Source organism: Dyella sp. (assembly GCF_035277725.1).
Taxonomy (GTDB): domain Bacteria; phylum Pseudomonadota; class Gammaproteobacteria; order Xanthomonadales; family Rhodanobacteraceae; genus Dyella_B.
On sequence record NZ_DATEJY010000139.1, the window covers coordinates 19,634 to 36,736 of the forward strand.

17 protein-coding genes are annotated in these 17,103 nt (G+C 61.9%); 3 read left to right on the plus strand and 14 right to left on the minus strand.

Annotation, left to right across the window (positions count from 1 at the left end):
* Nucleotides 1-55: 55 nt before the first annotated feature.
* The 6 genes from VJR68_RS12735 to efp all read right to left on the minus strand — a co-directional run bounded on the left by VJR68_RS12735 (nucleotide 56) and on the right by efp (nucleotide 4,666).
* Entirely contained in the window at nucleotides 56-913 is an 858-nt protein-coding gene (locus VJR68_RS12735; protein WP_324148135.1) for a squalene/phytoene synthase family protein, read from the minus strand.
* Entirely contained in the window at nucleotides 910-1,584 is a 675-nt protein-coding gene (gene gph, locus VJR68_RS12740; protein ID WP_324148137.1) for a phosphoglycolate phosphatase, read from the minus strand. Before gph ends, VJR68_RS12735 begins: the two co-directional genes overlap by 4 nt.
* On the minus strand, nucleotides 1,581-2,288 hold the full coding sequence (gene ubiG / locus VJR68_RS12745; RefSeq protein ID WP_324148139.1) for a bifunctional 2-polyprenyl-6-hydroxyphenol methylase/3-demethylubiquinol 3-O-methyltransferase UbiG: 708 nt from the start codon (nucleotides 2,286-2,288) through the stop codon (nucleotides 1,581-1,583). The genes gph and ubiG overlap by 4 nt, the downstream gene beginning before the upstream one ends.
* A gap of 27 nt (nucleotides 2,289-2,315) precedes the next feature.
* A complete protein-coding gene (locus VJR68_RS12750) occupies nucleotides 2,316-2,570 on the minus strand; it encodes a YciI family protein (protein WP_324148141.1) in 255 nt (84 codons plus the stop codon).
* Nucleotides 2,567-3,910, minus strand: coding sequence for a TRZ/ATZ family hydrolase (locus VJR68_RS12755; protein WP_324148143.1), 1,344 nt, complete (start codon nucleotides 3,908-3,910; stop codon nucleotides 2,567-2,569). Before VJR68_RS12755 ends, VJR68_RS12750 begins: the two co-directional genes overlap by 4 nt.
* A 186-nt stretch (nucleotides 3,911-4,096) precedes the next feature.
* Nucleotides 4,097-4,666, minus strand: coding sequence for an elongation factor P (gene efp / locus VJR68_RS12760; protein ID WP_324148145.1), 570 nt, complete (start codon nucleotides 4,664-4,666; stop codon nucleotides 4,097-4,099).
* Between the two features lie 83 nt (nucleotides 4,667-4,749).
* Here efp and epmB point away from each other — a divergent pair, with 83 nt between their 5' ends.
* A complete protein-coding gene (gene epmB / locus VJR68_RS12765; RefSeq protein WP_324148147.1) occupies nucleotides 4,750-5,760 on the plus strand; it encodes an EF-P beta-lysylation protein EpmB in 1,011 nt (336 codons plus the stop codon).
* Between the two features lie 204 nt (nucleotides 5,761-5,964).
* A complete protein-coding gene (locus VJR68_RS12770; protein ID WP_324148149.1) occupies nucleotides 5,965-8,022 on the plus strand; it encodes an EAL domain-containing response regulator in 2,058 nt (685 codons plus the stop codon).
* Nucleotides 8,023-8,254: 232 nt separating this feature from the next.
* On the opposite strand, the gene rplS is transcribed toward VJR68_RS12770, so the two are convergent.
* The 5 genes from rplS to ffh all read right to left on the minus strand — a co-directional run bounded on the left by rplS (nucleotide 8,255) and on the right by ffh (nucleotide 11,698).
* On the minus strand, nucleotides 8,255-8,620 hold the full coding sequence (gene rplS / locus VJR68_RS12775) for a 50S ribosomal protein L19 (RefSeq protein ID WP_126685840.1): 366 nt from the start codon (nucleotides 8,618-8,620) through the stop codon (nucleotides 8,255-8,257).
* A gap of 18 nt (nucleotides 8,621-8,638) precedes the next feature.
* On the minus strand, nucleotides 8,639-9,424 hold the full coding sequence (gene trmD, locus VJR68_RS12780) for a tRNA (guanosine(37)-N1)-methyltransferase TrmD (protein WP_324148151.1): 786 nt from the start codon (nucleotides 9,422-9,424) through the stop codon (nucleotides 8,639-8,641).
* 7 nt (nucleotides 9,425-9,431) lie between these two features.
* Nucleotides 9,432-9,944, minus strand: a complete 513-nt coding sequence (gene rimM / locus VJR68_RS12785) for a ribosome maturation factor RimM (protein WP_324148169.1) — start codon at nucleotides 9,942-9,944, stop codon at nucleotides 9,432-9,434.
* Nucleotides 9,945-9,946: 2 nt separating this feature from the next.
* Nucleotides 9,947-10,198: a 30S ribosomal protein S16 gene (gene rpsP / locus VJR68_RS12790; protein WP_324148153.1), complete on the minus strand. Its 252-nt coding sequence runs from the start codon at nucleotides 10,196-10,198 to the stop codon at nucleotides 9,947-9,949.
* 117 nt (nucleotides 10,199-10,315) lie between these two features.
* A complete protein-coding gene (ffh, locus tag VJR68_RS12795; RefSeq protein ID WP_324148155.1) occupies nucleotides 10,316-11,698 on the minus strand; it encodes a signal recognition particle protein in 1,383 nt (460 codons plus the stop codon).
* Nucleotides 11,699-11,969: 271 nt separating this feature from the next.
* Between ffh and VJR68_RS12800 the strand changes: the two genes are divergently transcribed.
* A complete protein-coding gene (locus VJR68_RS12800; protein ID WP_324148157.1) occupies nucleotides 11,970-12,779 on the plus strand; it encodes a cytochrome C assembly family protein in 810 nt (269 codons plus the stop codon).
* Nucleotides 12,780-12,781: 2 nt separating this feature from the next.
* Here the strand turns inward: VJR68_RS12800 and radA are convergent, their stop codons facing one another.
* The 3 genes from radA to VJR68_RS12815 form a co-directional block, all read right to left on the minus strand.
* Nucleotides 12,782-14,161 carry a DNA repair protein RadA gene (gene radA / locus VJR68_RS12805; protein WP_324148160.1) on the minus strand — a complete coding sequence of 460 codons (1,380 nt, stop codon included), beginning with the start codon at nucleotides 14,159-14,161 and terminating at the stop codon, nucleotides 12,782-12,784.
* Nucleotides 14,162-14,230: 69 nt separating this feature from the next.
* Nucleotides 14,231-15,319, minus strand: a complete 1,089-nt coding sequence (alr, locus tag VJR68_RS12810) for an alanine racemase (RefSeq protein WP_324148162.1) — start codon at nucleotides 15,317-15,319, stop codon at nucleotides 14,231-14,233.
* Between the two features lie 155 nt (nucleotides 15,320-15,474).
* On the minus strand, nucleotides 15,475-16,866 hold the full coding sequence (locus VJR68_RS12815; RefSeq protein ID WP_324148164.1) for a replicative DNA helicase: 1,392 nt from the start codon (nucleotides 16,864-16,866) through the stop codon (nucleotides 15,475-15,477).
* Nucleotides 16,867-17,103 lie beyond the last annotated feature (237 nt).

The following is a 17,103-nucleotide window of genomic DNA, read 5'->3' on the forward strand; positions in this document are numbered from 1 at the left end:
GGCAGCTTGCCGCGTCGCAACAGGCCTTGCTTCGGAAACGGTGCGTCTATCGCGCTTAGCCGCTCACCTGCTGCTGCCATCGCTGCGCCGCCCGCCAGGCGCGCATGGTCGCCATGAAGCCCCTGTCCGGCGTACCTTTTTGCAACGCATTCAAGGGCTCGCCGGCGTGCGCGGCCCGGCGCACCAGCCGCTCACCCTCGCCGGCCTCCAGCGCCCGGAAAACGCTGAGAGGACCATCGAGACGAGTCGCCTCGCTCCAGGCCGAGCGCAGATCGTCCAGCTGAGCCTTGATGGCCTGATCACGCGCCTCACTGTGCTGACGCAAACCGGTGCGGCTCAGGCCGAAACGAGCCAACCGCGCCATGGGCAATGGCAGGCGATCGCGTTCCGCATCCTCTTGCAGACGACGCAGGGCAAACAACAGGTGATTCAAGGTGGCCAAGCGCGCGGCGCGTTCCGGCGAAGCGGCTTCGCCATACCACCAGGCGGTTTCCAGTGCAGCCAGCGCGCCATGCAAGGCAGAGGCCGCATTGAGCTGCGCGGTGAAATCCACCGCCGTGCCCTCTTCCAGTTGCGCCATCGCGGCCAGCACCGGGGCCAGCCAGCGTTCGGCCGGCATCGCATGGGCACGCTCGTCATCGAACAACACGCGGGTCAGCGGATGCCTGCCACCGCTGGCTGCGGCACCGCTCAATTCCTCCGCCCACCAATGGAGCTTGGTGGCAGCGACATGCGGTTCGCGAATGCCGTAGGCGGCCGATAGCAACGCTTGCTCCCACGCCGCCAGCGCGATGTGGCCCGGATATTTAGCCGGATCCACGAACACCAGCGCGGTGCGCTGCTGCGGTTGCACGGCCAGCCATTTGTCGACGTAGCTTTGCAGCGCGCCGTGCAGGGCAACCTCTTCGCTCACGCCGGAACCTTCAACTTGAGCAACTCGGTCAAGTCACGCGGGTGCTCCACCACCGAGTCGGCGCCCCAGGTATGTGGATCGCCGCCATCGAGATAGCCCCATTGCACGGCTACGGTGTAGAGGCCGGCGGCGTGTCCCGCCTGCACGTCGCGGCGATCGTCGCCAACAAAAAGGCAGTGCGCCGGCTCCAGCGCAGCACGTTCGCATGCCAGCAACACAGGGGCCGGGTCGGGTTTGCGCACCGGCAACGTATCGCCCGATATCACTGCGCACACGTGTTCGCCCCAGCCGATCTGCTTCACCAGATCATCGGTGAGATAGCCCGGCTTGTTGGTGACGATGCCCCAGGCAATGCCATGCGCCTGGAGTGTATCGAGCAGTGCATCGACGCCTTCGAAGGGACGCGTATGGCGCGACATCATGCTGTGGTAAAGCTCCAGATAGCGGGGCATGCGCTCAAGCAGCGCATCGTCGCTTTCATCAAACGCACAGCGCAGGATAGCGCGCGAACCGCGCGACACCACGGTGCGCACCGCTGCGTACGAAGGAACGGATGCGCCCACTTCATTGCAATAAACAGCCAGCGCAGCATGCAGATCTGGTGCGCTGTCCAGCAAAGTGCCGTCCAGATCGAACAACACGCCTTGGGTCGATGCGGGCAGTGGCTTCATGCGGGTTTACGTGCGCAGACGAGATAGTTGACGGCGGTGATGCGGCTTAGCCATGCCTTGCGCGTGATCGGGTTGTAGCCCAGGCCGCTGATGTCTTCCAGCTCCAGGCCCTCGTGCCGCAGCAAGCGTGCGAGTTCTGAAGGTTTGAGGAATTGTGCGTAGTGATGCGTACCGCGTGGCAACAGGCGCGCGATGTATTCCGCGCCAATGATGGCCGCGCCAAACGAAGCCGGTGTACGGTTGAGCGTGGACATGAACAGCCTTGCGCCCGGCTTCAGCATGGCAGCCAGATCGTGCACGAGTGCAGCAGGATCGGGAACGTGTTCGATCAGTTCCATGCAGCACACGGCATCGAAGCTGGCCGGCTCAGCCGCGGCGAGTTCCGCGGAGGATTGCTTGCGGTAGTCGACGTTCACGTTCGACTCGTGCAGATGCAGCCGAGCGATCTCGATAACCTTCAAGCCCATGTCGATACCGACCACGTCGGCACCGGCGCGCGCGAGCGCTTCACTCAACAGCCCCCCGCCACAACCCACGTCGGCGACACGCGCATCACGCAAGGCCACACGCGATGCGACATAGTCCATCCGCACCGGATTGAGATCGTGCAATGGGCGTGATTCGCCATCCGGATCCCACCAGCGCGAGGCCAGTTTGTCGAAGCGCGCAATTTCTTTATGACTGACGTTTTGCGTGGCTTGCATGACGAACAACTCCCATGAATCCGGTGTTTAGTGGGTGTTCCATTCGTAAACCGTGACATCCCAACCGCCGCTAGTATGCGCCGGGTCGCTGTGAGCGATTGCCAAGGCCTCTTCCATGGACGCTGCACGTAGCAGATAGGCACCGCCGGAACGGTCTGCAAACGGGCCGGACATCTCATTGCGCCCCTGTTCGCGCAAGGTGGCCAGAAACGCGTGATGCAGCGGTATCACCGCCGGATCGACGTGCGGCCTGCGCATCAGCATGACGAGAAAACGTGTCATACCGGATCCAGTGCCGCGATGCGCTCGCGCCATGCATGCGTACGCCCCATGATGCCATCGAGATCCATATCTACCAGTTCGCGGGCAGCGAGTTTGCGCTTGCCGGCAATCCATACGTCGGTGACTTGGTGGCGGCCAGTGGCATAGATGAGCTGGGACACGATGTGGAACAACGGCTGCGTTTCCAGATCGCTCAATCGAACCGCTGCCAAGTCTGCTTGCTTGCCGGCTTCGATGGAGCCGATTTCCGCATCCAGACCCAGCGCCTTGGCGGCCTGGATGGTGGCGGTGCGCAGCGCATATTCGGCATCGAACGCTGCCGCGTCTTCGGCTACCGCTTTGGCGAGCAAAGCGGCGGTGCGCATTTCGCCGAACATGTCCAAGTCATTGTTGGAGGCAGTGCCATCGGTACCCAACGCGACGTTCACGCCGGCTTTGCGCAGTTTTTCCGCCGGGCAGAAACCGGAAGCCAGTTTCAGATTGGATTCCGGGCAATGCACTACCGATACGCCGGCTTCGGCGCAGGCGGCGATTTCGCCGTCGGTAAGTTGCGTCATGTGGACGGCGATCAGGCGGTCGTTGATCAAGCCCAGCTTCTGCAGGCGCTGGAACGGACGCAGGCCGCTTTTCTTGCGCTCCTCCTCCACCTCGTGCGCTGTTTCGTGCAGATGCAGATGCACGGGGATATCAAGCTGATCGGCCAGCATACGGATGCGCTCGAAGGATTCGTCAGACACCGTGTACGGCGCATGTGGACCGAAGGCGGTGCGGATCAGCGGATCGTTGCGGAAGCTGTCATGCGTTTCGCCGGCACGCTCGAAGTATTCGTCCTGCGTGCGCGCCCAAGCGGTGGGGAATTGAATCACCGGCAAGGCGATGACGGCGCGGAAGCCATGCTTGCGGTACATCGCGCCGATGGCATCCGGAAAGAAATAGTTTTCGTTGGCGCATGTAGTGCCGCCGCGCAGCATCTCGGCGATGGCCAGTTCCACGCCATCGCGCACGAACTCGGGGCCGATCACCTTCGCCTCGACCGGCCAGATGTGTTGCTGCAACCAGACCATCAGCGGCAGGTCGTCAGCGAGACCGCGCATCAACGTCATGGGATTGTGTGCGTGCGTATTGATCAGACCGGGGATCAGCACGTGTTCGCCCAGCTCGACCCGCTCGCGCGGCGCATAGGCATGGCGCGCTTCGGCAATCGGCAGGATGGCCACGATGCGATCGGCATGAATCGCCACCGCATGGTGTTCCAGCACCACGCCACGCGGTTCGACCGGCACCACCCAGCGGGCTTCAATGAGTACATCCACAGGCTGCGGCGCGGTCTGGCTCGTCATGGGGATTCTTTATGTGGGGATATGAAACGGGGCGGTACATCTTACGATGTACCGCCCCGGTGTTTTCGTTTATGACTTGGCTGAAACGCCGTCGGCAGGGGGGTTGGCGCAGCCTAAGCCAACTGTGGCGCTTCGATGATGCTGGGTTACGCTGCGCTAACCCAGCCTACGTTGCGGGCCAGTACGTCACTTGCCGACGCGGCTGACGTACTCGCCGGTGCGGGTGTCGACCTTGATGACTTCGTCCGTGCTGACGAACAACGGCACGCGGACCACAGCGCCGGTTTCCAGCGTGGCCGGCTTGCCGCCGCCACCCGAGGTGTCGCCGCGCAGGCCCGGATCGGTCTCGGTGATCTTCAGTTCGACAAAGTTCGGCGGCTGCACGGCGATGATCTCGCCGTTGAACAGCGTGACCACGCATTCTTCCTCGCCCTTGAGCCACTTTGCAGCGTCACCCATGCCAACCTTGCTGGCCTGATGCTGCTCGAAGCTTTCCTGATGCATGAAATGCCAGAATTCGCCATCGGAGTACAGATACTGCATGTCGGTATCGACCACGTCGGCGACTTCGAAGCTGTCGCTGGACTTCATCGTCTGCTCGGTGGTGCGACCGTTCTTCAGATTGCGGATGAAGATGCGGGTAAACGCCTGACCTTTGCCGGGCTTGATGAAATCGGCGTCGGTGATGACCCACGGGTCATTGTTGTGAAGGATCTTCATACCCTTCTTGACGTCGTTGAGACCGACGGTGGCCATGCGCTGTGTGCTCCAGATGTGATGCCGCCGACAGGCAGCTAGAATAGGCGTTTCCCGGGCCTGATCCCGGTTCAAGACTCACTATGATAACCGCAAGCCAAGCTGCCCGCCTATCACCGCCCGAGCCCGACTGGCGCACGCTATGGCGCGAAGCCATTACCGATGCGCGCGAATTATTGGCCCTGGTAGGGCTGGAACAGCTTGCCGATACCCTGCCCGTCGAGGATGCCGGCTTCCCGCTGCGCGCACCCCGTGGTTTTGTCGCCCGCATGCGCAGGGGCGACGCCCGCGATCCGTTGCTGCTGCAGGTGCTGCCGCAGTTGGCCGAAACGCAACGGATGCCCGGCTTCAGCACGGACGCCGTGGGCGATATGGCGGCCCGCTCCGCCAAGGGCATGCTGCATAAATATCAGGGGCGTGCATTGCTGATCGCCAGCGGCAGCTGCGCGGTGAATTGCCGGTACTGCTTTCGACGTCATTTCCCTTATGGCGATGAGATGGCCGCGGCCGGTCAATGGCATCAGGCGTTGGAACACGTTCGCCAGGATGCGTCGATCAGCGAGCTGATTCTGTCCGGCGGCGACCCGCTCGCGCTGGCCACTGGCAAGCTGGAAGAGCTTAGCCGCGGGCTGGCGGATATCCCGCACGTCACGCGGTTGCGCATCCATACCCGCCTGCCGGTGGTGCTCCCGGAACGCATCGACACGTCTTTCGTCGAGTGGCTAAAGGCACTGCCTCTGCAAAAGGTGGTGGTCCTGCATGCCAATCACGCCAACGAGTTCGACGACACCGTGGATGAGGCGTGCGCACGCCTGCGCGACGCCGGCACGACGCTGCTCAACCAGGCCGTGCTGCTCAAGGGAATCAACGATGATGCCGATACGCTGATAGGGCTGTCGGAACGCATGTTCGTTGCGGGTGTGCTGCCCTATTACCTGCATCAGCTCGATCGCGTCCAGGGCGCAGCGCATTTCGAGGTAACCGATACCCAGGCGCAAGTGCTGATCGAATGCATGCGCGGCCGTCTGCCCGGGTACCTGGTGCCCAAGCTGGTGCGCGAGGTGGGAGGCGATCCGTCGAAGCGGCCGCTTTGACTGTCCTGATGGGCCATGCCAGCTGCATGCCCTTGACGAAAAACAGGTGAGGGACAACCGTATGCCTGCGCTTCGTCACCAATGCACGCATTGACGCTGGCAGGTCTGCAAGGAATCCGTTAAAACACCCTATATTGAGTGCCGGCTTGCCCTCGGATGCCTTCCGCGCGAGCAGCCCCTATCGAAGGAAAGCACGACGCGCCCATGAAGACAGACTCCGTCATCAAGATCCTCTTTATCGAGAATTCGGTCGAGGACGCGGAACACATCAATACCTTGTTGCGTAACGCAGGCATTGCCGTTCGCCCAGCGCGGGCCACCACCCCCGAACAGATCCACACAGCGCTGGAGGAAATCGGTCCCGACGTGGTCTTGTACAACCCCAACGTCGGCGGGCTGTCGTTGCGTCAAGTGGGCCAGCTGATCGATGCCAGCGCCCGCGATATCGCGCTGATCGCTTGCGTCGCGAAAATCGACGAACAAAGCGTCGCGGACATGTTTCAAGATGGCGTGGTGCATGGCGTCGGCTCGCGCAGCCAGCCCAAGCAGCTGATTACCGTTATCCGTCGCGAATTCGAATCGCTGCACGCGCGCCGTCAGGTTCGACGCCTGGAAGCGGCCCTGCGCGAGTCGGAACGACGCTGCGACGCCTTGCTGGATTCCTCCAACGATCCCATCGCCTACGTGCACGAAGGCATGCATGTGCGCGCCAACCGCTCGTATCTCGATACGTTCGGCTATACCGACTACGACGACTTGCTCGGCTTGCCGGTGCTGGATTTGATTGGTCCGGCCGATGCGGATGCCTTCAAGAGTTTGCTGCGTGCGTTGTCGAAAGGCGAGAAAGCCGAATACCGCCTGGAATTGCACGCCCGCCGCGCCGACGGCAGCACCTTTCCGGCTACCGCCGAATTCGCCCATGCGACTTTCGAAGGCGAGCCTTGCCTGCAGATCGTGTTCCGGCGACAGCAAATCGATCCGTCCCTGGTGGAGCAACTGCAGCGCGATCCGGTCACCGGCTTGTTCAACCGTGCGCGTACGCTGGAATACATCGACAACGCCGTGGCCGCCGCCAGCGAAGGCCGCAAGGGCCAGACGATGCTGCTGATCGAGCCGGACAATTGGGCGCACATCGTCAACAACGTCGGCTTGGGCAAGGCTGACGAATTGCTGGCCGCCTTCGCCCATCGCGTGAGCGCGCAGCTGAGACAGGAAGACGTTGCCGGCCTGCTGGCCGAACACACCGTCGGCGTGATCCTGCACACGGAAACCGATGAGGCCATCCGGGCCTGGATCGACACCCTGCAAAAGGCGATCTCCAGCGAGATCTTTGATCTCGGCACGCAGTCGATCACCTTGACCGCCAGCATCGGCGGCAGTTTGCTGGGCGAAAAGAATGCCAACGCCGAGATGCTGCTGAACCAGGCCGGCCAGGCGCTGCGTAGTGCGCAGGGGCAAGGCGGCAATCGCAGCGAATTGCACGATCCAGCAGCGAGAGAAAAGGCCGACGCCGAACGCGAGCGCAACTGGCTGAACTTGCTGCGCCGCGCGCTCACCCAGAACGAGTTTGCGCTGTATCACCAGCAGACCATCAGCCTGCAGGATGCCGAGGGTGACTATTCGGAAATCCTGCTGCGCATGAACGGCCCGCAGGGAGAAGTCTCGCCAGGCTTCTTCATGCCGATCGCGGAGAAGTACGGGCTCAATGCCGAAATCGATCGCTGGGTGCTCAACCAGGCCATCAGCGCCTTGAAAGCACGCGACCGGCATGGCATTCCGACCACCTTCTTCGTCAAGCTCACGCCGGATTCCATGCAGCAGCAAGCCAACTTGCTGCCCTGGCTGGACCGCGCGCTAAAGCAGGCAGCCCTCAAGCACGGCCGCCTGGTGCTGGAAATGACCGAAAGCAAGGTCGTAACGATGCTGCGGCCGGCGCAGGAGTTCATCAATGGATGGAAGCAACTCGGCGGCTCATTCGCGCTGGAGCAGTTTGGCTCCGGTCTCAACTCGTTCCAGTTGCTCAACCACATCGACGCGGATTATCTGAAGATCGACCGCAGCTTCATGGCCGATCTGCCGCAGCATCCGGAAAACCAGAAGAAGGTCACCGAGATCTGCCAGCAGGCGCACGAGATGAAGCGCCTGACCGTGGCCGAGTGGGTGGAGGATGCCGCCAGTACCTCGTTGTTGTTTGCCTGCGGCGTGGACTTCGTGCAGGGCAACTTCCTGCAGGAACCGCAGCCGCTTGTGGCGAATGTGTAGCCGTTTCCAGAGACGAACGGGCCGTTAGCCCCGCCTGTCGCCTGCAGATTTCCATCCACTATCCAACAAGTCGCGCGTAGGTTGGGTTAGCGCAGCGCAACCCAACTGAACACATGGAATTACCGAGTTACGCCCCCAGATCCAGAACACGCAACGCATACCCAACAGTCACGCAAAACAAAAACCCGCGGATCGCTCCGCGGGCTTTTTATATCTACGGCATCGACCGGAATCAGTCGGCCGACGTGGAAGCAGCGATGTCTTCCTTGATGCGAGCAGCCTTGCCTTCCAGGTTGCGCAGGTAATACAGCTTGGCGCCACGCACCTTGCCCTTGCGCTTCACCTGCACCGATTCGATGCTCGGGCTATGCGCCTGGAACACGCGCTCCACGCCCGTGCCGTGCGAGATCTTGCGCACCGTGAAGGCCGAATGCAGGCCGCGGCTGCGCTTGGCAATCACGACGCCCTCGAACGCCTGCACGCGCTCGCGGTTGCCTTCCTTCACCTTGACGTTGACCACCACGGTGTCGCCAGGGCCGAACTCCGGCAGCTGGCGGGTGATCTGCTCGGCTTCGAACTGTTCGATGATCTTGTTCATGACAACACCTGTCTTTGTTCAATGACTGCGGTCTTCATCGGCCGCATCGTTTTGCCGTAGCTGTGCTTGAGCATGCTCACGGCGGAATTCATCCAACAGCGCACGGGATTCCTTACCCAGCGCGCGCTGCGCCAATAAATCGGGACGCCTCAACCACGTTCGTCCCAACGATTGCTTCAGACGCCAACGGCGAATGGCCGCGTGATCGCCGGAAAGCAACACCTCCGGTACGTCGCCCAGTGCATCGTGCACCGGTTTTGCGTAGTGCGGACAATCGAGCAAGCCGCTCGAGAAGGAATCCTGCTCGGCGGATTGCGCGTCGTTCAACGCACCCTCCTGCAGGCGTCCCACCGCGTCGATGATCACCGCGGCGCCCAACTCGCCACCGGACAGCACATAATCGCCGATGGAAAGCTCCTCGTCGACCTCGTGCGCCAGCAGACGCTCGTCCACACCTTCGTAACGACCACAGAGCAAAGCCAGACGCGGCATCTTGGCCAGCGCTTCCACCTTGTCCTGCGTCAGCCGCGCTCCTTGCGGACTGAGGTAAATCACATGCACCGGTTCGGGTGCCGCCTCACGCATCGCCGCCAGGGTTTTGCGCAAAGGCTCGATCAGCATCACCATGCCGGGACCACCACCGCAAGTGCGGCCATCCACGGTACGGTAATTGTCGGTGGCGTAATCGCGCGGGTTCCAGGCTTCCACCTGCAGCAACTCGCGCTGCTGCGCGCGTCCTACGACACCGACGGCGGCGCACTGGCGCATGAAGTCCGGAAACAGCGTGACGACATCAATGCGCATCGGATCCTCAGAACTCGGGATCCCAGTCCACCACCATGCGTCCGCCTGGAATATCCACCGAACGCACGTACACACCCTGGACGAAAGGAACCAGCCGCTCGCGCTCGCCATCCCTTACGACCACCACATCGTTGGCGCCGGTCGCGAAAAGATGACTCACGCGTCCCAATGCTACGCCTTCGGTGGTGACGACCTCGAGGCCTTCGAGATCGACCCAGTAATACTCATCCTTGCCGGGCGGCGGCAGCAACTCGCGGGCGACGTAGATGTCCTGCCCTACCAGTGCCGTGGCGCCATCCCTGTCATCCACCCCTGGCAGCTTGGCAATGAGGCCCTTGCCTTGGGGTCGACCGTCGATTCCCTTGATCTCCCTCTCCTGGCCCGGCGCGGTGAGCTGCCAGGGCTGGTACTTGAAGATCTGCGCACGGGGCTCGGTCCAGGATTCGAGCTTGACCCAGCCCTGTACGCCGTACAACCCGACGATGCGTCCAACCAGGACGCGTCGACCGGCTGCACTCATGCTCAAGCAGCCTGCTTGGCGGCTTCCTTCAACAGGGAGGCAACCTTGTCGCTCAACTGAGCGCCTTTGCCCACCCACTCCTGCACGCGCGCAACGTTCAGCTCAAGGCGCTTGTCCTTGCCCGAGGCGACCGGGTTGTAGAAACCCACGCTCTCGATATTGCGGCCATCACGCGCGCTGCGCGAGTCGGTCACAACGACGTGGTAGAACGGACGGCCCTTGGCGCCGCCGCGCGAAAGACGAATCTTGACCATAGTTGAAAGCTCCAGAGTTGCCGGCGTCTCCGGCAAGCACGCCCTAGGCCGGACGCGGTAAACGCGACATTTTAATGAAATTCGCGGAAAAAGGAAGGGGTTAGCGGTTCACTCGCCTCAACGCATCGGCGGAAACCCGCCACCCATGCCGCCCATGCCCTTCATGGCGCCGCGCATCTGCCGCAGCAGGCCCTTGGTGCCGCCCTTGGAGAGCTTGGACATCATTTTTTCCATTTGCATGTACTGCTTGAGCAGGCGGTTCACATCCGCTGGCTGCGTACCGGAACCACGCGCCACACGGGCGCGGCGGGAACCGTTGAGCAGGTCCGGATGGCGGCGCTCTTTCTTGGTCATCGAGCTGATGATCGCAATCATGCGCTTGATCTCACCATCGCCGACCTTGGATTTCACGTTATCCGGCAGCGAGGACACGCCCGGCAGCTTGTCCATCAGGCCGGCCAGACCGCCCATGTTGTTCATCTGTTCGAGCTGGTCGCGCATGTCGTTGAGGTCGAAGCGCTTGCCCTTGATCACCTTCTGGGCCAGCTTCTGCGCCTTTTCCTGATCGACCTTGCGCTCCACCTCCTCGACCAGCGACAACACGTCGCCCATGCCAAGGATGCGCTGCGCAATACGGTCCGGATAGAACGGTTCCAGCGCGTCGGTCTTTTCGCCCGCACCGAGGAACTTGATCGGCCGACCGGTGACGTAGCGCACCGAAAGCGCCGCACCGCCACGGGCGTCGCCGTCAGTCTTGGTGAGCACCACGCCAGTAAGGGGCAATGCCTCGGCAAAGGCCTTGGCGGTGTTGGCCGCGTCCTGGCCGGTCATCGAGTCGACCACGAACAGGGTTTCGATAGGCGTGATCGCGGCGTGCAGCGCCTTGATCTCGGCCATCATCGCTTCGTCGACGTGCAGGCGGCCGGCGGTGTCCACCAGCAGCACGTCGATCACTTCCTTGCGTGCGGCAACGATCGCCGCCTTGGCAATGTCGACCGGATTCTGGCCGGCCTCGGAAGGAAAGAACTTCACCTCGACCTGTTCGGCCAAAGTGCGCAATTGCTCGATCGCCGCCGGACGATAGACGTCGCAGCTCACCACCATGACGCGCTTCTTCTTGCGCTCGGTAAGGAAGCGCGCCAGCTTGGCCACAGTGGTGGTTTTACCAGCACCCTGCAGGCCCGCCATCAGCACGACGGCCGGCGGTTGCTGGGCGAGGTTCAGTTCGGCGTTGGCCGTGCCCATTACGGCGGTCAGCTCATCGCTGACCACTTTCACTAGCGCCTGGCCGGGCGATAGGCTCTTGAGCACTTCCTGGCCGACGGCGCGCACCTTCACGCGCTCGATCAGCGCCTGCACCACCGGCAACGCCACATCGGCCTCCAGCAGCGCAATGCGCACTTCGCGCAGCGATTCGCGGATGTTTTCCTCGGTCAGCCGGCCGCGGCCACGCAGGCGGTTGACGGTGGTGGAGAGGCGTTGACTGAGGGATTCGAACATAAAGGCGAATGGGTGAAGCAAATGGACTGGCGATGATACCAGAGCCGGGCGAGGAGGCCTCTTAGCGAAGAGCCATGTCTGCGGCTTTCCGACGCGGGACCAAACAATCTTCCACGCTCCCAAGGGGTGTCGAACTAACCACCCGCTTTGCACTGCCCCATGCAGACGCCCATCGGTCCGCTTAGAAGCCACGACGGTCGTCGCAACGCTGCGCGACGACTGGGAGCAGTCGCGTTCACCCTATCACCACCCTGTGCGACACTTGCACGCCATGTTCGCTGCCCTCTCCATCTTCGCCATCGCCTGCTACCTGCTTGCCAGCGGGTTGTTGGCATGGCCACTGTTCGACAGCCGCGCAACGGTACCGGTGCGGGTTGCGCGCCCTGCTTTGGTCATCGCCACCTTTGCGGTTTTGGCGCACGCCGCATGGTTGCTGGCCGCACATCGTGGCGCACTCGATCTGCACTTCTTTGCTGCGCTGTCGCTGGTGGCGTGCGTCGTGTCGGCGCTCACGCTGGTCGTGAACCTCACACGGCCGGTGATGGCATTAGGTGTGATCGTGTTTCCGCTAAGCGCGCTGCTTCTGCTCGTCGATAGCTTCTTCGCTCCCGCGACGGTGCCGATTTCCATGGACTGGCACATCAAGCTGCACGTGACGGTGGCCTTGCTTGCCTTCAGCGTACTGTCGATTGCCGCAGCGATGGCGATCTTGCTCGCGATCCAGGAAAAAGCACTGCGACATCGCCATATCGGCCCGTGGCTGAGTGCTCTTCCGCCTTTGACGCTGACCGAATCCTTGCTGTTCCGCTTGATCGGCGCCGGCTTTGCACTGCTCACCGTAGCCCTGCTTACCGGCATCTTGTTCGTGAACAACCTTTTCGGCCAGCACTTGGTCCACAAGACCGTGCTATCGATCATTGCATGGCTGGTATTCGGCGCCCTGCTCTACGGCCGCTGGCGGCACGGCTGGCGCGGCCGCAGCGCGGTGAACCTTACGCTGATCGGCATGAGCGTGCTGGTACTGGCATTCTTTGGATCAAAATTTGTATTGGAAGTGATCCTGCATCGCGCGGTGGATTGAGCTCAACGGCAAGCATCGATGGCTTGCGACAAGCGTTCCACGCCGATCACTTCCATATCGCCTACCCGCCCTTTCTTTGGCGCATTGGCCTTCGGCACGATCGCACGCTGAAAACCATGGTGAGCAGCTTCCTTCAAGCGCTCTTCGCCATTGGGAACCGGGCGAATTTCACCAGAAAGACCTACCTCGCCGAAGGCAATGGCTTTTTCCGGCAATGGACGATCACGCAGGGATGAAAGCACGGCTAGCAGCACAGGCAGATCGGCAGCCGTTTCCTGCACACGAATACCACCCACGACATTGACGAAGACGTCCTGATCGTAGGCCGCCACACCGCCATGCCGATGCAAGACGGCCAACAGCATCGCCAGACGATTTTGCTCGAGACCGAGCGCCACACGGCGCGGATTTCCCAGCGACGATTGGTCAACCAGCGCTTGCACTTCCACCAGCAAGGGACGCGTACCTTCGCGCGTCACCATGATGGCGCTGCCTGACGTCGGCCCGCTGTGCGCGGAAAGAAAAATTGCGGAGGGATTGGGTACTTCGCGCAGGCCTTTCTCGGACATCGCGAACACACCCAGTTCGTTGACCGCACCGAAGCGATTCTTGAAGGCACGCAAGACGCGGAAGCGGCTGCCGGATTCGCCTTCGAAATACAGCACGGCATCGACCATGTGCTCGAGTACGCGCGGACCTGCAATGCCACCTTCCTTGGTGACGTGCCCTACGAGGAAAACCGACGTACCGGTTTCCTTCGCAAATCGCGTGAGTTTGGCAGCGGATTCACGCACCTGGCTTACCGAACCAGGCGCTGCAGTAAGCAGATCCGTCCAGATCGTTTGAATGGAGTCGATCACCAACACGCGTGGCCGCGTGGCGGAAACCTGATCGAGGATGCGTTCGATACCCGTCTCGGCCAGCGCATGCAATGGCTGCAATGGCAAATCCAAGCGCTGTGCGCGCGATGCCACCTGTGCCAGTGATTCTTCGCCGGTGACGTACACGCTGGGCAGTTTTTCGCCGAGCTTGCCGAGCATTTGCAGAAGCAATGTTGATTTGCCGATGCCAGGATCACCGCCGATCAACACCACCGAGCCATCGACCAAGCCGCCGCCCAATACGCGATCGAGTTCACCAATACCGGTCAGCGTCCGCGATTCGGCCGTCACCAGCACGTCGGTCAGCGGCGTCACGCGCGCCACGCCATTCACGGCGCCGGCGTAGCCGCTTTGCCTTGCCGCCCCGACCGATTTCTGTGCCGGCTGCACGACGAATTCAGACAGCGTATTCCAGGCGCCACATTCCACACATTGGCCTTGCCACTTGGAATGTTCGGCACCGCAATCGGCACAGACGTAGGCGGTTTTAGCTTTGGCCATGACACTGCATGCGTGGAAGCGATGAGCGAGAGCTTAGCCTGCAAGGGTCGCAGGCCGCGAGACGTGCGATTACTGGTCGTCCTCCACAAACAGTACGCGGCGCGTCATGCCGCACGTCAGGTCATAACTGATCGTACCGGCTCGTGTCGCGACGATTTCCACCGGCAGCTCCGGTCCCCACAGCACAACGCGATCGCCTACTTTGGCGCCGGGCGCATCACGCAGATCCAGCGTAATCAGGTCCATGGACACACGGCCGATCAACGGTACGCGCCTGTTTGCCACCAGCACAGGCGTGCCGGCCATGGCGCTGCGCGGATAACCGTCACCGTAACCGACCGCAGCAACACCAACGGGCATGTCTTCCGGGCATTCCCAGGTACCGTTGTACCCGATGCGTTCGCCGCGCTTGATCAGGTTGATGGCGATCAGGCGCGTGGCCAGCGTCATGGCAGGGCGAAAACCGAAGTCGGCGCCGCTTTTGCCTTCCACCACGGATAGCCCATAAAGCAGGCCGCCAGTGCGCACCCAATCGCCGCGCGCTTCAGGCCAACCCAGCACCGCGGCGGAGTTGGAAAGCGAACGCGGCCCCGACAAGTGTTGCGTGGCGGCTTGAAACCGCTCGATCTGCTGGCGCGTGCGATCGCCATCGAACACTTCGGACTCGGCGAAATGCGTCATCAAGCCAATATCCGGATCGATGCCTGCCATCGCAGCCAGTTGCCCATGCACGATCGCCGCACGCTCGGGAGCAAAGCCGAGACGATGCATGCCGCTGTCGATTTTCAACCACACGCGCAGGCGGCCACGTGTAGGCGATGCTTCCGACAGCCATTGCAGCTGGCTCTCATGATGGATGGCGGCGTCCAGGCCAAGCCGCTGCATTTCCGCGATATCGCCGGCCTGATCGGGACCTGACAACACCACGATGCGCTGGTGGTGTCCCGCCGCGCGCAAGCGCAAACCATCGCCCAGCGATGCCACCGCAAAAGCATCCGCTGCGCCATCCAGCGCGCGCGCGACGCGCTCCAGTCCATGGCCGTACGCATCGGCCTTCACCACCGCCATGACTTTGGCCGGCGCAGCCAGCTCTTTGATGCGCGCGAGGTTGTGGCGCAGTGCGCCGAGATGGATGGTGGCGACGGTCGTGCGGCTCATGATGCTTGCATGGACGAAGTGCGGTTCCTGGCAGAGCGTGGATATCGTGGCGACCCAGCCTCTTCTTCGAGGGGCGCAAGCCATCGAGGCACAGGGTAGCCGCTAAGCCTCATCAGGTCGTGGCATGCAGGTGGCAATGCGAGGGCAACCTTTGCTTAGAAATGCCCGGTATAGGAGTCCGGACTGTAGTTTTCGAACTTGGTGTAATGACCCAGGAAGGTCAATTTCACCGTATCCGTAGGACCGTTACGCTGCTTGCCGATGATGATCTCGGCCAAGCCTTTGTCCGGTGATTCCTTGTTGTAGTACTCGTCGCGGTAGATGAACATGATCACGTCCGCGTCCTGCTCGATAGCGCCCGATTCACGCAAGTCCGACATCATCGGTCGCTTGTCTGCGCGCTGTTCCAACGAGCGGTTCAACTGCGACAGCGCGATGACCGGCACATTGAGCTCTTTCGCCAAACCCTTCAGCGAGCGCGAGATTTCCGAGATCTCCGTCGCGCGGTTTTCCTTGTTGCCGGGCACCTGCATCAACTGCAGGTAGTCGATCACGATCAGGCCGAGTCCGCCGTGTTCGCGCGCCAGGCGTCGCGCGCGTGAACGCATTTCCACCGGAGAAAGGCCAGGTGTGTCATCGATGAATATCTTCGCTTCGGAGAGGAGCGCGATGGCATTGGTGACGCGCGGCCAGTCTTCTTCGGCCAGGTCACCGGTGCGCAGATGTTGGGCATGGATGCGCCCGACCGATGAGATCAGACGGAAGGCCAGCTGCGAGGCGGACATTTCCATCGAAAAAATCGCGACCGGTTTCTTTGCACGCAGCGCGCAAGCTTCGGCGATATTGACCGAGAAAGCGGTCTTGCCCATCGACGGACGCGCCGCAACGATGATCAGGTCCGACGGCTGCAAGCCGGACGTGAGGTTGTCCAGGTCGCTAAAGCCGGTCGAGATACCGGTGAGCTGGCCGCGGTTCTGGTAGCGCTCGTGCAACTGGCGGAAGGCGTCCTTTACCGCCTCGCGCATGGATACGGTGTCCTTCTTGCCGCGCGCGCCGGATTCAGCGATGTGGAAGACCCGCTGCTCGGCGGTTTCCAGCACCTCGTGCACTGTCTTGCCTTCCGGGCGATAGCCGTCTTCGGTGATCGCGGTGCCGGCGTCGATCAGCTGGCGCAGCACGGATTTCTCGCGCACGATCTCGGCATAGGCAATGATGTTCGCCGCGCTGGGTGTCGTGTTAGCCAGTTCGACCAGATAGCTGGCGCCGCCCACCATCTCGGCCAGGCCGTTGGCTTCGAACCAATCGCCCAGCGTGATCGCGTCGCAAGGCATGCCTTTGTTGGCAAGCTCGGTGATCGCGCGCCAGATCAGGCGATGGTCTTTGCGATAGAAATCCTGCTCGCCGAGTTTGTCGGCAACGCGATCCAACGCGTCGGCCGCGAGCATCAATCCACCCAGCACCGCCTGCTCCGCATCGATGGAGTGCGGCGGTACACGCAAAGCCTCAACGGCGCTAAGGGAGGATTTGCGTTCGGGGACGAAGGACATGGACATTCCCTGTAGCAAGAGGGGTGCTCGACACCGTGTAGGTCGCAGGCACAAGTAATGAGCTTACGAGGTCTCATCGTCTGAGACGAGCCAATAAGTCTGTGGATATCTTGTGGGTGGCTGGGGATAACGCGGCCGCCCGAGAAAACAAAAGGCACCCGCGTCATCACGGGGTGCCTTTCTGTTTGTTGCCTGGCCGGGTTGCGGTAGACCTACCGCGACCGGTTCGCGGGAACT

Coding starts and splice junctions, on each gene's coding strand:
- gph (WP_324148137.1), bottom strand. CDS start 1,584: ATGAAGCCACTGCCCGCATCGACCCAAGGCGTGTTGTTCGATCTGGAC.
- ubiG (WP_324148139.1), bottom strand. CDS start 2,288: ATGCAAGCCACGCAAAACGTCAGTCATAAAGAAATTGCGCGCTTCGAC.
- VJR68_RS12750 (WP_324148141.1), bottom strand. CDS start 2,570: ATGACACGTTTTCTCGTCATGCTGATGCGCAGGCCGCACGTCGATCCG.
- VJR68_RS12755 (WP_324148143.1), bottom strand. CDS start 3,910: ATGACGAGCCAGACCGCGCCGCAGCCTGTGGATGTACTCATTGAAGCC.
- efp (WP_324148145.1), bottom strand. CDS start 4,666: ATGGCCACCGTCGGTCTCAACGACGTCAAGAAGGGTATGAAGATCCTT.
- epmB (WP_324148147.1), top strand. CDS start 4,750: ATGATAACCGCAAGCCAAGCTGCCCGCCTATCACCGCCCGAGCCCGAC.
- VJR68_RS12770 (WP_324148149.1), top strand. CDS start 5,965: ATGAAGACAGACTCCGTCATCAAGATCCTCTTTATCGAGAATTCGGTC.
- rplS (WP_126685840.1), bottom strand. CDS start 8,620: ATGAACAAGATCATCGAACAGTTCGAAGCCGAGCAGATCACCCGCCAG.
- trmD (WP_324148151.1), bottom strand. CDS start 9,424: ATGCGCATTGATGTCGTCACGCTGTTTCCGGACTTCATGCGCCAGTGC.
- rimM (WP_324148169.1), bottom strand. CDS start 9,944: ATGAGTGCAGCCGGTCGACGCGTCCTGGTTGGACGCATCGTCGGGTTG.
- rpsP (WP_324148153.1), bottom strand. CDS start 10,198: ATGGTCAAGATTCGTCTTTCGCGCGGCGGCGCCAAGGGCCGTCCGTTC.
- ffh (WP_324148155.1), bottom strand. CDS start 11,698: ATGTTCGAATCCCTCAGTCAACGCCTCTCCACCACCGTCAACCGCCTG.
- VJR68_RS12800 (WP_324148157.1), top strand. CDS start 11,970: ATGTTCGCTGCCCTCTCCATCTTCGCCATCGCCTGCTACCTGCTTGCC.
- radA (WP_324148160.1), bottom strand. CDS start 14,161: ATGGCCAAAGCTAAAACCGCCTACGTCTGTGCCGATTGCGGTGCCGAA.
- alr (WP_324148162.1), bottom strand. CDS start 15,319: ATGAGCCGCACGACCGTCGCCACCATCCATCTCGGCGCACTGCGCCAC.
- VJR68_RS12815 (WP_324148164.1), bottom strand. CDS start 16,866: ATGTCCTTCGTCCCCGAACGCAAATCCTCCCTTAGCGCCGTTGAGGCT.